Source organism: Nodularia sp. UHCC 0506 (genome assembly GCF_034931045.1).
Lineage (GTDB): Bacteria > Cyanobacteriota > Cyanobacteriia > Cyanobacteriales > Nostocaceae > Nodularia.
In genome coordinates this window covers 1-13,227 of the sequence record NZ_JAYGHH010000077.1, presented here as the reverse complement: position 1 = coordinate 13,227, position 13,227 = coordinate 1, and the positions used below count along the sequence as shown (strand labels likewise).

Genomic DNA, 13,227 nt, shown 5'->3' with positions numbered 1-13,227 from the left:
GGAAGAACCAACCTGAATTAACAGAAATCTTTAGTGGCGCATAGCTGTCTGCCCATTCGCGCACACAGTTTAGGAACTGAGGAAGAATGCCCATGTTAGAGATAGTTTGGACAGAAAGTGCCGTTGTTTGAAAAATTATTGCAAGTTGTTGAGGGATAAAATTAGACCCAACAAGAGAACAATTAATTTCAGGATTTGTGGATGTGTAATCAAACCTGAAAAACCACAATCGATGTCGCTAAAGGTAGATTATTCAAGCGATAGTCGATAAAATTGCATTATTTAAGAATAAGAGGCTAAAATAACTCAATTTAGTGGAAATAGCAGCATATTTTAAAGTTTCCCGAAAACAAAATCGAATTGAAGATTTAGATAAGTCAAGTCGCTTCTCTACGAGACGCACTCGCGTTCGCTCAAATTCAAAATTAAAAATTATTAATTCAAAATTAAAGAAAACTATTGGTAGCAAAACAATTAAAAATTATTTCTTCTTGATTTGAATTCAAAAAAGATCATTTCGCTTCAATTTAAACTTATTCAACCCGAATTGGTAGATACCCACTCATTGGCTTCTGCAATCAGGGTTTTGTTACCCGATTTGAGATAGAATTGCATTTTGGCACTCTGTTCTAAATGTTCGCGTTCCTTGCCTCCAATCATGCATCGCGCCATTAAGCAGTACTCTCTAGCTACACGCTTGGCATAAGATACAGCCAGGAGGCGCAGCTTTGTCAAATTTTTGAGTTCTTCTAAAACAACAATTGCAACTGGATCGTCCGAAGGTATATTTTGCTCTTCAAATTCAGCTTTTTGTGATATTTTAGGGGGTAAATTTACAGATGTAAATCCGCGCAAGCTATCAAAAATCAAATATGAGTCCTATAGAAGCAAATTTTGGTTTGACACTGCAAATTCAGCACCACGCCTAAGTTACTATGCAGCACGAATATTATCCCTATGACTATTCATAGCTACTTCTATTTTTTGCATTTGGTTTTTATAATTTTCCCAAGTTTTTTCAAACACGTCAGACTCATAGATCCGCAACAAAACTTCTTCTTTATCGGTCAAATTAGGAAGTTTTAACAACTCCGCCAGAGACACCTGAATTGGAAAAACATCACTAAATTTTTGCATTAAATGAAATATTCTCTGTCTCTGTTCCGCCGATGGTTCATCTTGTAACTCTGCATCAATCTCTCGCGGACGTAAATTCACAATTTCTAGGTTCATATTCACTAAATTTCTCAATCCAAACACAACAAATTCATTCGTTATACCAATAACCCGTCCCATGATTTCCCACTCTGGCCGCAGTCTTGTTTGAAATTGATATACTTGGTCAAGCTGGAAACGCCGAAATGGGTTGCGTTCGCCATGACGCATCCAAGCAATACCATCGCCTATAGTACGTATCTCATCTGCCTCAATCAGGTCTATCACCTGGTTACACATATCTTGATTGCAAATAAACTTGTACGCGGCATCAATACTTCGGTTTAATTCCATCTCCAGTGCAACGGCGGCTTTCAATTTTTTCATTTCTCGTAATTTCTCAATTACGAGAAATACTTTCTTACCCTTGTGATAGCTGCCAACACTTATATTGAGATTTTCAGAAACCTCCTGAATCACAGGTTTACCCTTAATTTCTTGATAAATATTCTCATCTATCGAAGTATTCAAATTTGAATACTTCGACTTATTCAAACGACGGGCGCTTTCCCGTTGTCTTTCTTTCGCTTGGGGACGAAGTACGCTCTCCCAGTATTGCCCTTCATGAAATTTCTGGTAATAAGTCTTTCCGCCTTCCCGATGGAGATTATAGTCAAGCACCAGCTTCAAATCCTCTTCAGGTGAAGCAGACTCGACAAATTCCACTCTTACAGCCGCAATTGCAAGCTTGCGAGCTATTTGCAATCGACACTTACCTGCCAAGACAATATTGACACCATTACGCGCCGATATCTTCAAAGATTCCAGAATTCCTGTTTCAGAAATACTTTTTTCCAAGGCAGGACGATTCTCATTCTCACCATATATTTCTATCAGCTTCGGATGAACAACCAACTCCGCAGGAGAAATATATACAATTGCCGGATGATGCACCTCAGACATATTGATACACCGGATTACAAATTGTCTAGAAAAGCTCAGTTTTAATTGGGAAAAATCCGCACAAATAGCCAGAAAAGCTTAAGATGCAATACTTAGAGCATTTACATCCATCTGCAAAAATGATCCAACTCAGGAATTATTCAATATTGCAAGTAACCCAATATTGCCCACCAGAAAACCTATCTTAGATGATTTTCTCAAGCACAAAGTGTTATTACAAACATCTGGGGAAGTAATACTACTGTAGTGATATTTAAGATGCCGAACTTGGGAAAATAGACATCTATCTAAAGGAAGATGTATAAAAGTGTGTAAATTCATGGTATGATTGATGCAGATAAATGAGTAGACATAGCAAAGCTCCGTCCTGTTCTAGTAATAGGTGGACTCGTTATTCCTTAAAGCCCTGTTGGCAGCAGGGTTTGAGGAAAATGTTTATCAAAACCAAACCTTATAAAAAAGTATACTAGGTTTTCATACCATTTGGCAAAATTATACAGTAAAGAGGGGTAAATTTGTTAGATGCCTCATCTTCAGCTCCTAAATTCCATAGAAAAACAAGCCCTAGAGCATATAGCGGTAACTAGCCGCGATGAAGTTAGCAAAAGAGCTAAGATTCTTCTGAAATTGGACGATGGCAAAAAGTACTTAGCCATCGTGGAGGAGGTTGGCGTAACCGAAAAATCGATAGCAAAATGGAAGAAAAGATGGACATCAAGCACCATCTCTTCAGAAACCTGGGATTCGGCGATCGCTAAAGCTAATGAAGTATTGGGTGTAAATGTAGGACGGCCCAAGAAATGTAAAAGTACAGAAGCGAGCAAGATCGTTGAAATCAGCGAATGCAACAAGAACCAAAAATTCAGTCGCTCAAAGCACCATTACCATATGCAGGTAGCGGAAGAAGCCACTCTGAGGGGATTACCCAAACTATCACCAAGAAGTATAGGACGCATCTTGGAAGCCCAGCTTCAATAGAAACGCAGCTATTTGACACTCTCCGGGAGCCAAGCCACGAAGATTCTTGGTTCAACGAGTCCACTTAGATGACACCCCTTGCGGTATCTCACCCAGAGGTGGTTCTCTCCCCCGACGCGCAGCCATGCCCAAAGGGCTTTAGCGTTAACTTTCGGTATGCCCTACCGTAGTTGGATGACTCCAAAATTTGTTTGGTTAAATTCTGTGTCGTCTAGTTCCCATGTTCGCGCTAGCGTCCCGTAGGGTAAATTTTACCTATTCCTGGGTAAGAAACTAGAACTATGGAATAGAACCCCATATTTATGCGCTATCGCGCACGCTACGCGAACAATTGTCTTCGCGTTAGAGTCTCCCTTTGGGAGAAGGTACAGATTGCCGTTAAGCAGTGTAGGGTTTTTAATGTGGTTGATTACCCCTCCACATTGTCAATTTTACCATATTGAATCACAGCTTGGTTTACCCTGTATCGTGGTTTTCATCCCCGCACCTATTGCACGTAATACGCAACTGCGTTGCTGTTACTTTGGGGTTTTCAACCGACCATTGTTATAATGACAACACTTCTGGGAAGCCCACTATATTGCGCGAAGTTTTACATACGTTGCACTTGTCTCAATTAAGATCGTTACGATTAGGTGTCGGCAATTGCATGATCTCAGAAAAACGTGAATACTTAACTTCATCTGTAGGAGGATAATCTGCTGATACAGCAATTAAGCCAATTTTTATATCCTCGAAATAAATTACACCCCCAATACGTCTTTCAACTTGGAAAGGGGCATGAAAAAAAATGATACTCTGCAATGTAAATCGGGAGAAAGTCAGTAATTTTTATTGCCCTACCAAACATTTGCTGACAAGTGTTGTGCAGGACAGCATCTAGGTATTCATTATAGGCAGGCTTACCCAGTTCAGTAAATTCGGGATGATCCGCAAAATGATCCATATAAAATAACCAGATATCGGATAAGTCTGCTTCAATAGTCAGTTTTTGCTTAAGTTCCTGCAATCGGTCGATGTTCATGTTCAGATATTGATGAAGTGGGACGAGCAGACAACACTGTTAAAATCTAGCATGAGCATAACTTTATTCGGAATTATTGCATATTTTGGAGATGGAGCAGAGTTGTCGCCTGAAATCCTGGTTATGTAAGGGAAAAGTTGGGAGACATCCAGGTGCGCTCCCTCCGCCCCATCGCTGTTCAGCCCATGTATGCTGGCTTGTGCTGCTTTAAGAAAGACGGGTGAGGTTTGGGAATTTGCATCAGTTGCCACACTAGAAGATTTTATTTGGGATAAAATCTACAGCAGTTATTAGGATTTACCACCCTACAGCAACAGTAATCTGTTAAAGGTGAAGTCTGCGATATTCTAGCCCTAAGCAATCGCCTTCAGTATCCTACTAGCCAAAATCTGTAAGTTAACGGCTTTAATCCAACCCACTTGTCCACAAGCGAATTCGCTTCAGGCATAACACGGAGACAAAAAAGTGCAAATTACGAAGCGCAATGTCGAGTTAAGAGTAGATGACAGTTTAATGCGTGTTTATGTCGCGGCTCCCAAAGCAGCAGGAGTTTACCCAGGTATTGTATTCTATAGTGATATTTATCAGTTAGGTAGCCCAATTATTCGTTTAGCTAACTACTTAGCAGGATATGGTTATGTAGTAGCAGCACCAGAAATTTTTCATCGCATAGAGCCAGTTGGTTTGGTAATTGAGCCAGATGATTTAGGTCGGATGCGGGGCAATGATGATGCTCGGCGCACAAAAATTGCTGATTATGATGCTGATTGCCTTGCAGTAATGGAATTTCTCAAAACAGAAAGTGCAGTTTCTCCAGGTAAAATAGGCACTCTCGGCTTTTGTATTGGTGGACATTTAGCTTTCCGAGCCGCTTTTCAAGACGAAATTAAAGCGAACGTCTGCTGCTACCCTACCGGGATTCCCAGTGGTAAGCTAGGTCAGGGGATAGCTGATACCATCCATCGGGTGAGTGAAATCAAAGGCGAGATGCTATTGGTGTTCGGAACTCTTGATCCTCATATCCCAGAACATGACCGTCAAATTTTAATTAAAGCTCTAGAGAATGCTAATGTACCCCACAAAGTTCTCTTGTATGAAGCAGAACATACTTTTATGCGGGACGACGGTTATCGCTACGATTCGGCGGCGGCTACCTCTGCTTGGTCTGAAATTGTAACTTTCTTAGAACGTATATTTGCAAACTGAAGAAGCGTTACGGGTATTTTAGGCGAACTGACAAAAGCCCGACATCCAAGAAACAGCGCTGGCGCTATCGCCTCCTCCAGGTGCGTTGTGCTGCATCGTTGAGGTATAAGTTTTGTCCTCTGTGTAAGAAACCTTATAAGTATGGAGGGTATAAATTATTGAAATCCATACACAGCAAGCGTTTCCAGTCTATCTTGCTGGTTTGAGAGGGTCTCGGCTCAATACCATATTCGCCTCCGGGCTACTCCCGCCCGCAGGTCTTCTGCTCCCTACCTTTCGGGTACGTTGAAGTTAGGGAGATAGAAATTGCCTCAATGCGTTCAAGTGCGATTTAGCACTAATTCATCAGACTTAGTGGAATTAACCATTTTCATCAGATGCTGATTCAGATAACTTTGGGCGGAAATGTACAAACTTTCCCAAATCTCTGAGTTGCGGCAGATTTTAGTTCCTACCGTATTTCCGGCTGTTTTCTCGGATATCAAGTATTTCCGGTAATAATTACCCCATAAATGTTGGAGAAAAACTTCCGCCAACTCCTCGAAAGGAATAATCCAGTTATAATTCTCATCCAGAAATACCCGATAAGACGCAATTATCGGTAATGCTAGGTCGGTTGGCGCACCAAATCCAAAGGAATATTTACTATCGGGAAGTAGGGTATTTTTGCGTGTATCGATTGATGCTAAGTCATTAACACCCTTTCTTCTGGGGTTGCTGATATGTTCTTGGATGATTTCATACAGTCTTTGCTCAATCCACAGCGCGTTAGTCAATAGAGGCAGTAACTTAGTCAATCTTGCCCTCTCAGTGTCTGTAATCTGGGTGAAAAATCAAACATCTGCACAAGAATTGCCTCCAGTATCAGATATTCAAGATCCGGTAGCAAGTGAAGCACAGGGTGAATTAGTGGCGGATGTCCAAGATATTGACGGCATTTTGAACTCACTCAAAACTTTATTAAGCAGTGTAGAAAAGCTCCAAAAAATTCGCCAGGAGGTGGGTGATGTCAAACCTTTGATTGGCCGGATGCTGGATGGAGAACTGATGGCTGGGGAAGAACTTGAGCAACTTAAGACAGGTGTAAGTGGTCTTTCTCGCCTCATTCGTGCTTATAGCGACCATCAAGCCGCTTTAGCTAAAGCCCAACCTGCTAGAAACCTGTTAGATCAAGTGTTGAAAGGAAGTCAAACTAACTGAAATTTTCTGTGATTACTATCTAGATTGAGAACGGCACACAATTGAGCAAAAAAATAGCTTATGACCTCAAAAATTGGCAGATTGAAGGGATTTCTGTCTACAATTTTCCAAACTTTCGATAATTTGTCTTAACTTATCCAGGCTGGGCTAAGATTGAATATTTGTCGGTTTTTTTAACTCTAATGAGTTTACCATCAAGCAATTTTCCAATTCTGCATACAATGTCTGCCGAATTCAAAACCATACCACAAAATTTGTTCCTGGCGATGGGCATTCGCGTAGCGTGTCCGCAGGACTTAGCCCCGCCTCCGGCGATGGCGCGGAGCGCCCGCTAAAAGCGATCGCATCACAGGAGACGCACGATATTTTCATTAATAATATTTGTGTGTGAACCTGTCCCGACCACTAGACTGGGAACGACTGAATTTTTTCTATTCTCAAAGCACAGGGTTTTAAACCCAATTTTCTGATAAAGCAGAGGTGTTATCCCCTCCCCAGTTGGTGGAACAGCATCGCCGCTCTGCACAAGCTTTATTTTCTCAGTATTTTCACGCAGATAGCTCCACCCAGTCAAGGTAATAAGTAACTGGAAAGAAAGAGTCCCACCCCGTCACCGTTTCCGCATTGCTAGTGTCTCGAAACCCATGACTGCGATAGCGTAAAGTCCTGACGGGCATAGCTGCGCTTACCGCGGAGCGTGTGCTTTGCACTCAGCGCTGCTGCAAAGCAGATCGCTATCATCAAACTGGTGGAGCAAGGTAAGCTAAAATTAGGTGATCGCATTTTCGGTCAAGGTGGCATTTTAGGCACTACCTATGGCAAAACTCCCTCTATCTAATGTTTCTACACCTATATTTTATTGATTGCTCTGGCAATGACCTCTGCGTGGTTTCCAGGACAAAAAACTCAATTTTCTAGCCAACGAATCGCACCCACATCACAACATCGCATTGCTCCCCCCTGGCTGGCGAGATTTGAGTTTTCAAATCCTCATCAAGTCGGATTCATGCGACATCAGCCATAAAACAGCCCGCCGAACCACCAACCAAAGCACATATATATATGATGTCCGAAAATTTTCAGCAAGCAGCAGCAAGGCATTTACAGGATGCACAATATCTGCTTAATCAGCAGCGATGGGACAATGTTGTATACCTTGCAGGTTATGTTGTGGAATGCTCATTTAAAGTCTTAGTAGAAGTATATATTGATTCTACGTCAGCAAAAAAATATGGTCACGATTTAGCAGAACTTCAAGGTAAAGCGATGGAAAGGTTACGTTTAATATATCCAGCAGTCGATATGCAACTGCCAGCAAGCCGTACAATGGGAACTGTACTAGACCAAAATCACCCTGCACGACGGTACGCAAAATCAGGACTGTGGAGCGAAATTCAAGCTCAACAAGCAGCCCAACGCGCAGAAGAAATTTATCTTGAGATTATTCCCCAACTTATTTTAGACGGTAAAATTAAAATCTAGGTTGTTCAGATGGCGATTAGTTTTAGTGAAACTTTTACAAAAATACGGGAGTGCTTTCAGGAACCAGAGATATCATCACTTTGGACGGAAAATCTTCAGTCTATAACGATTATACGTGATGTTTATGGAGCAATACGGCTTTATCTAGAGCATGACAACAATTTCATCCCTCAAAAGGCAGATATAACTACTTTAGAAACCAGCTTGTCTCAAAAACTCGGTTCTTACTATGGTAAAGATATCTGGCTCCCACAAGGTGAGCAGGATGGTTATAAACCTTTAATTAAAGTAATTATTGACCAGAGAGTTCCTGCTGAGTGGGATGATGACACTGTTGCACCGCGTTGGTATATATTGGAACGTCACATTGCCAAAAAAGCTTGGACTGACAAAGATGCAGGTAGCCCACCTTGGGAACAAAAATTTGTAGACCAGGGACATAAACCAGCTATACTCACTTTTTTTTCCTTTAAAGGTGGTGTAGGGCGGACTACAGGGTTAGTTGCATCTGCTATTACACTAGCCAGTCGCGGTCATCGCGTAGCTATAGTAGATTTAGATTTGGAAGCTCCGGGTTTATCTACAATCTTTTTTCCAGATGATGTTGAAAACCCTGGTGTAATTGATTATCTATTAGAAAAAAAAATTCAGCAAAATAACTGGCCTTTAAAAACTCATATATTATCAATTAACGAACAAACTTTACTCGGTGATAGAGGCGAAACTCTGCGTTTAATTTCTGCTGGTACAGTCGATAATAACTATTTAGAAAAATTAGCAAGGCTAGATTTTCAAAATGTCGTAGACCATGAATTACCTGATACTCTCCGAAATTTATTGCGCGAATTAGAAAGTGCTTCTAAACCCTTAGATTTTATTTTCCTGGATGCTAGAGCAGGGTTTCACGATATCGGTGGATTAGCCATAGCTGATTTATCCCACGGTGCTGTGATATTTGGTACACAATCTCGGCAAAGTTGGGCGGGATTAACTAACGTTATCCGTAGGCTTGCCAGACCACTCGCACAAGAACAATTACCAGTTATATTAGTTCACGCGATGGCACCTACACTCCGCGAAGCAGGAAGAGTAGAAGAATTGAAAGCTTTTGCAGATAAAGCATATCAAACTTTTCAAACAAATTACTACGACGATAACGAAATAGTTCCGAATATTCATGATAGCGATGCACCTTTTACACCAGTTGTTTTACCTTTGCAAGATGACTTACGGGGAGATATCGCTTTATTCCTGCGTGATGAAAGTCCAGAAGAAGCCAGTCGCTTATCAGAACTCGTTAAGGTCATAACAAGTGACCCTTATCAAGGACTGGCTATGAAGATTTGCCGACTTTTTGGACGCGAATTTCACAAAAAAATGGGATAGAAGCATGAGTAATTTTAAGAAAAAAAACCTACTTCAATTAATAGTTGATATTGCACCGGGAAGAGGCACAGCAGAACATGAAAGTGATGATGAAGCACTTTTTTTGAAAAATTTTCTTCCCGTTCCCGATTATCGACGAGCCTTAGAACCAGACATACTGTTGATATTAGGAGGACGAGGTGTAGGCAAAACAGAACTATTTCGTCTATTAGCTATTGAAACTGGACGCGCCACCTTAGTCCAAAATCTCGAAATTAGGGCTTTACCCTGCTTGGATAAAACGATATGGATTGCAACTTTTGGCCGGATTCGGCAGCAAGAAAAAACATTTCCCACACCAGAAGCTATAGAAGCACGGATGAAAAACGCCAGTAATATCGATTGGCGTGCTTTTTGGATGGGATTAATGTTAGGAAGAATGCTGCGGCGTTCGAGTGAAGCATTAAATACAGAATGGGCTGCGGAAATTCCTTTAGAAATTCGTGAAACTTTAATACATAAGCTACCATTATTATCAGAATGGCTGCCTTTAGTACGCCAAGACATTGAGAAAATGAGTTACGCTTTAGATTGTTTAGACGAGAAATTACTTGAGGCTGATGAATGGCTATTTGTAACTTATGATGAATTAGATAGATTGGTTTCATCTTATAGTGAATTGTCTGCCCCCATCCGCGAACTTTTGGCATTTTGGTTAGATAAATGGCGGAGATGGGAAAGAATACGACCAAAGATTTTTTTACGTACAGATTTATTTCGGGAAGACTTTTTAGGTTTTCCTGATGCGTCTAAGCTAAGAGCGCATCAAATTAATCTGGAATGGAAACCTTTATGGTTATATCAATTATTATTTAAACGTCTAGCAAATTCCGGTTCAGAAATGACGGAATATCTCCGCATGGTTCCCAACCTGATTAATGATAGTAATACTGCTATTGGTATAATGACAGTAGCAGAAGAATCACTTTTTCAATCGATCATTGAGAAAATGATTGGTAAATTCATGGGTGCTAATGCCAGGAAGGGTTACACTTATAGCTGGATTCCAAATCATCTCCAAGATGCTGGAGGAAGAATTGCGCCACGTTCTTTTTTAAAATTATTTTCTCTAGCCGCAAGCCGTAGATTAGAAAAATTTAACGAACAAAACGAACAAAGTCTACCAGAAACGACGTTACTACAGCCATCTGATTTACAAGGGGCGCTGATGGACACTTCTGAAGATAGAATTAGAGAGTTAGCGCAAGAAGAATATCCTTGGTTAGAAGCGTTGAAAACTAGCCTAATAGGTTTGGAAGTTCCTACTGCCAAAGCGAAGTTTTTAGAAGTACTTACAGCGACACAATGGAGTGAACAATTGGGAAAACTTCCTCCTACTTCCAAACCAGAGGAAGTTTTGAAGTACTTGTTACAACTGGGAATTGTTGAAAGCCGTTCTGATGGGCGGATTAATATGCCTGAGATTTATTTGTATGGATTTGAAGTCAAACGTCGAGGTGGTATTAAGCGTCCAAAATAAATATTTCACTAAGCCAGGGAATGAATTCTGTCTCATAGCAAAAGTCCTCTAGGGCGGTCAAATCAATTAAAAATTTTATTTCTTCTTCATTTTGAATTTTGTAAAGCCCTAGCGGGCATGGCTGCGCTTACCGAGGTAGCGTGCCGGAGGCTCTATTTTGAATTCCAAAAAAGGTCAAACATCCATTAACTTCAAAGCACTACTATCATTGGGTCTAGCCTGAAGATACCTGTCAGTAATAGCTAGATTGCTATGACCCAAAGTATCCTTAATCAAGACGGGATTAACCCCCCGCTCCGCCGCGTGTGACCCGTGGGCATGGCGCAACCAGTGACAACTGACAAGTTCACTCAAACCAGCTGCATCTGCTATCACCTTGATAATTGGATGGAGATTCTGGCGTTCTAGATGTCCCCCCTTCTGACTAAAAAAAACAGCATCGGTAGCCAGGGCATCGCCTTTAAATTCCATCAGTTCGTTCCACAGCTTTGGTTTGAGCAAAATAGTGCGTGACTTGTTACCTTTAGCTTGTCGCACATACACTTGCCCACTATCATTTCTAGCTGATAAATCGCCCCAAGTTAACTGGCAAAGCTCATGCGATCGCAAGCCTGCCTGATACAATAATTTTACAATTAACAGATTACGTCGAGCGATCGCCTGCCGTTTAGTAGTTTTAGCATGGTCTACCATCGCGGCGGCCGCCCGGACCATCAACTTAATGTCTGCCTCATCTAAATAACGTTCATTAATCGCATCGGGAATTTCTGCCAACTTCAGCGCCATCCCCACATTGAAAGGCAAATAACCAATTTTGTGAGCAAAACTAATTAAACTTTTCACCGCCGCCAGATAAATGCGCCTAGTGCTAGCAGCTTGTGTGGAAAATTGGCTGCTGTAATCAACCAAATCCTCGTATTTTACTTGGCGCAGGGGTTTTCTCAAAAACCTCAGAAAATGCTTCACGTAACGTTGATAGGCACGCACCGATGACTCCGCCTTTCCATCCAACCATAGGGTAATCAATTTCGCCTCCGCTTGCGCCGGGGGTAGTTCCGAGATTGCTTGACGGTAGTTGCTGACGTGAACCAGTGAGAGAGTCATAATTTCTACCTGTTGATTAACAAGACATAACGGCAGTTGAGTCTGGTTTTATGTTGTCTGATTTTTATTGTCCCTCTTAATGGGTATTCCAGATCCGTCTAGATGATTTATTAAGTTATGTAAAGTGCTGGTTTACTTATGTAGTAGATTGAGTACTTGTCAAATTAAAGACAAATGAAAAAGGAGCAGACCAAACCAAATCCAATAGAAACTCAAGCTCCGTCCAATGCCGAATTTACTACACCCTACCCCCCCACACCCGGATTTTTGACTCGCACTACGTTATATATAAGTTATGCTGCAAATTGCTAGTAAAATTATCATCCCCGATAGCGAAATCAAAATGAGCGCGATTCGCTCTCAAGGAGGAGGCGGTCAAAACGTTAACAAGGTTGCTACGGACATCCATTTCCGCTTTGACGGCTTCATCACTACCGGCTTGACTTGATTCGTTGCCGATGCGTTAAACTCTCTGTACCAGAGTATATACGTGGTATAGAGATGGCTAACACAGAACGCGAATCAATTAACTTCAAACTCCCCAAAACCCTCACCAATGCACTCCGCACAGCTGCACGAGAACGTAAAACTACGGCTACCGATTTAGTGATTCAAGGCTTGCACCATATCCTGGGACAAGTTCCTGGTACGGAAGCAAGTGTAGAAACTCGTCTACACCAAATCGAAGCCTTTTTGACTCAAATGGCCAATGGACAAGATGCTGGTGTAGAAGATAGTTCAAAACAAAGACTTTCACTGTTGGAGCAAAAGACCGAAGCCATATCTTTGAGATTGGCACAAATCGAAGGGGCTATTTCTTTACTTGGGCAGCGTTCTGCAACTCCTCAAAGAAGGCAGTCCTACCAATATCATCCACCGCAGTTAGAACTGCAAGCGTATCAGGGGGTAAATCTGGCTAAAAGATTAGGTGTCGATTTAGCGACTTTAGAGCGGGAACGAAACAATCAGAGTTCTAAGGATTTTGAAAGATGGTGCAGGTCGAAAGATCCTGGTTCTGTTGGGTGGCGTTTTGGTGACGATGGACTCTTTCATCCAATTAAATGATGGAACACAGTTGTTTAGTCCGCAACAATTGGGGATTATCTCTTGAAGAAGGCAGCTTCATTTTGGCGTGGTATCTTGACGTTTTGAGTCTGAAAAATGATTTGAAAAGCAATATCTCTGCCTGACTGCTTCAAGACGAGCAGAT

Annotated in this window: 13 protein-coding genes and 2 pseudogenes; 10 read left to right on the top strand and 5 right to left on the bottom strand. The window is 41.5% G+C overall.

Going from position 1 to position 13,227, the window contains the following annotated elements:
• Positions 1-537: 537 nt before the first annotated feature.
• Positions 538-870, bottom strand: coding sequence for a hypothetical protein (locus tag VB654_RS24270; protein ID WP_323216402.1), 333 nt, complete (start codon positions 868-870; stop codon positions 538-540).
• A gap of 63 nt (positions 871-933) precedes the next feature.
• Positions 934-2,118 (bottom strand): hypothetical protein, encoded by a 1,185-nt coding sequence (locus VB654_RS24265; RefSeq protein WP_323216401.1) that lies wholly within the window; start codon positions 2,116-2,118, stop codon positions 934-936.
• Positions 2,119-2,640: 522 nt separating this feature from the next.
• Between VB654_RS24265 and VB654_RS24260 the strand changes: the two genes are divergently transcribed.
• Positions 2,641-3,096: a helix-turn-helix domain-containing protein gene (locus VB654_RS24260; RefSeq protein ID WP_323216400.1), complete on the top strand. Its 456-nt coding sequence runs from the start codon at positions 2,641-2,643 to the stop codon at positions 3,094-3,096.
• A gap of 763 nt (positions 3,097-3,859) precedes the next feature.
• Here VB654_RS24260 and VB654_RS24255 read toward each other — a convergent pair.
• Positions 3,860-4,120 carry a hypothetical protein gene (locus VB654_RS24255; protein ID WP_323216399.1) on the bottom strand — a complete coding sequence of 87 codons (261 nt, stop codon included), beginning with the start codon at positions 4,118-4,120 and terminating at the stop codon, positions 3,860-3,862.
• A gap of 465 nt (positions 4,121-4,585) precedes the next feature.
• On the opposite strand from VB654_RS24255, the gene VB654_RS24250 reads away from it, so the two are divergent.
• Positions 4,586-5,326, top strand: a complete 741-nt coding sequence (locus VB654_RS24250; protein ID WP_323216398.1) for a dienelactone hydrolase family protein — start codon at positions 4,586-4,588, stop codon at positions 5,324-5,326.
• Positions 5,327-5,646: 320 nt separating this feature from the next.
• Here the strand turns inward: VB654_RS24250 and VB654_RS24245 are convergent.
• A pseudogene (locus tag VB654_RS24245) lies at positions 5,647-6,153 on the bottom strand (abortive phage infection protein); the annotation flags it as partial.
• On the opposite strand from VB654_RS24245, the gene VB654_RS24240 reads away from it, so the two are divergent.
• The 6 genes from VB654_RS24240 to VB654_RS24215 all read left to right on the top strand — a co-directional run bounded on the left by VB654_RS24240 (position 6,137) and on the right by VB654_RS24215 (position 10,913).
• Positions 6,137-6,526, top strand: coding sequence for a hypothetical protein (locus VB654_RS24240; RefSeq protein WP_323216397.1), 390 nt, complete (start codon positions 6,137-6,139; stop codon positions 6,524-6,526). The pseudogene VB654_RS24245 and the gene VB654_RS24240 sit on opposite strands and share 17 nt — an antisense overlap.
• Before the next feature lie 697 nt (positions 6,527-7,223).
• On the top strand, positions 7,224-7,364 hold the full coding sequence (locus VB654_RS24235; RefSeq protein WP_323216396.1) for a hypothetical protein: 141 nt from the start codon (positions 7,224-7,226) through the stop codon (positions 7,362-7,364).
• A gap of 36 nt (positions 7,365-7,400) precedes the next feature.
• Entirely contained in the window at positions 7,401-7,550 is a 150-nt protein-coding gene (locus VB654_RS24230) for a hypothetical protein (RefSeq protein WP_323216395.1), read from the top strand.
• Positions 7,551-7,588: 38 nt separating this feature from the next.
• Entirely contained in the window at positions 7,589-8,008 is a 420-nt protein-coding gene (locus VB654_RS24225; RefSeq protein WP_323216394.1) for a HEPN domain-containing protein, read from the top strand.
• A gap of 9 nt (positions 8,009-8,017) precedes the next feature.
• Positions 8,018-9,394: a tyrosine-protein kinase family protein gene (locus tag VB654_RS24220; protein WP_323216393.1), complete on the top strand. Its 1,377-nt coding sequence runs from the start codon at positions 8,018-8,020 to the stop codon at positions 9,392-9,394.
• 4 nt (positions 9,395-9,398) lie between these two features.
• The gene (locus tag VB654_RS24215; RefSeq protein ID WP_323216392.1) at positions 9,399-10,913 is read left to right on the top strand and encodes a P-loop ATPase, Sll1717 family; all 1,515 of its coding nucleotides are present in this window, start codon (positions 9,399-9,401) and stop codon (positions 10,911-10,913) included.
• A 174-nt stretch (positions 10,914-11,087) separates the two neighbouring features.
• On the opposite strand, the gene VB654_RS24210 is transcribed toward VB654_RS24215, so the two are convergent.
• Positions 11,088-12,017 (bottom strand): tyrosine-type recombinase/integrase, encoded by a 930-nt coding sequence (locus VB654_RS24210; protein ID WP_323216391.1) that lies wholly within the window; start codon positions 12,015-12,017, stop codon positions 11,088-11,090.
• Positions 12,018-12,312: 295 nt separating this feature from the next.
• Between VB654_RS24210 and VB654_RS24205 the strand changes: the two are divergent.
• Both VB654_RS24205 and VB654_RS24200 read left to right on the top strand, forming a co-directional pair.
• Positions 12,313-12,438 (top strand): annotated as a pseudogene (locus tag VB654_RS24205) (peptide chain release factor-like protein); the annotation flags it as partial.
• Positions 12,439-12,518: 80 nt separating this feature from the next.
• A complete protein-coding gene (locus tag VB654_RS24200) occupies positions 12,519-13,082 on the top strand; it encodes a hypothetical protein (RefSeq protein WP_323216390.1) in 564 nt (187 codons plus the stop codon).
• The last annotated feature ends 145 nt before the right edge of the window (positions 13,083-13,227 follow it).

Coding starts and splice junctions, on each gene's coding strand:
- VB654_RS24260 (WP_323216400.1), top strand. CDS start 2,641: ATGCCTCATCTTCAGCTCCTAAATTCCATAGAAAAACAAGCCCTAGAG.
- VB654_RS24230 (WP_323216395.1), top strand. CDS start 7,401: ATGACCTCTGCGTGGTTTCCAGGACAAAAAACTCAATTTTCTAGCCAA.
- VB654_RS24200 (WP_323216390.1), top strand. CDS start 12,519: ATGGCTAACACAGAACGCGAATCAATTAACTTCAAACTCCCCAAAACC.
- VB654_RS24255 (WP_323216399.1), bottom strand. CDS start 4,120: ATGAACATCGACCGATTGCAGGAACTTAAGCAAAAACTGACTATTGAA.
- VB654_RS24225 (WP_323216394.1), top strand. CDS start 7,589: ATGATGTCCGAAAATTTTCAGCAAGCAGCAGCAAGGCATTTACAGGAT.
- VB654_RS24215 (WP_323216392.1), top strand. CDS start 9,399: ATGAGTAATTTTAAGAAAAAAAACCTACTTCAATTAATAGTTGATATT.
- VB654_RS24265 (WP_323216401.1), bottom strand. CDS start 2,118: ATGTCTGAGGTGCATCATCCGGCAATTGTATATATTTCTCCTGCGGAG.
- VB654_RS24220 (WP_323216393.1), top strand. CDS start 8,018: ATGGCGATTAGTTTTAGTGAAACTTTTACAAAAATACGGGAGTGCTTT.
- VB654_RS24210 (WP_323216391.1), bottom strand. CDS start 12,017: ATGACTCTCTCACTGGTTCACGTCAGCAACTACCGTCAAGCAATCTCG.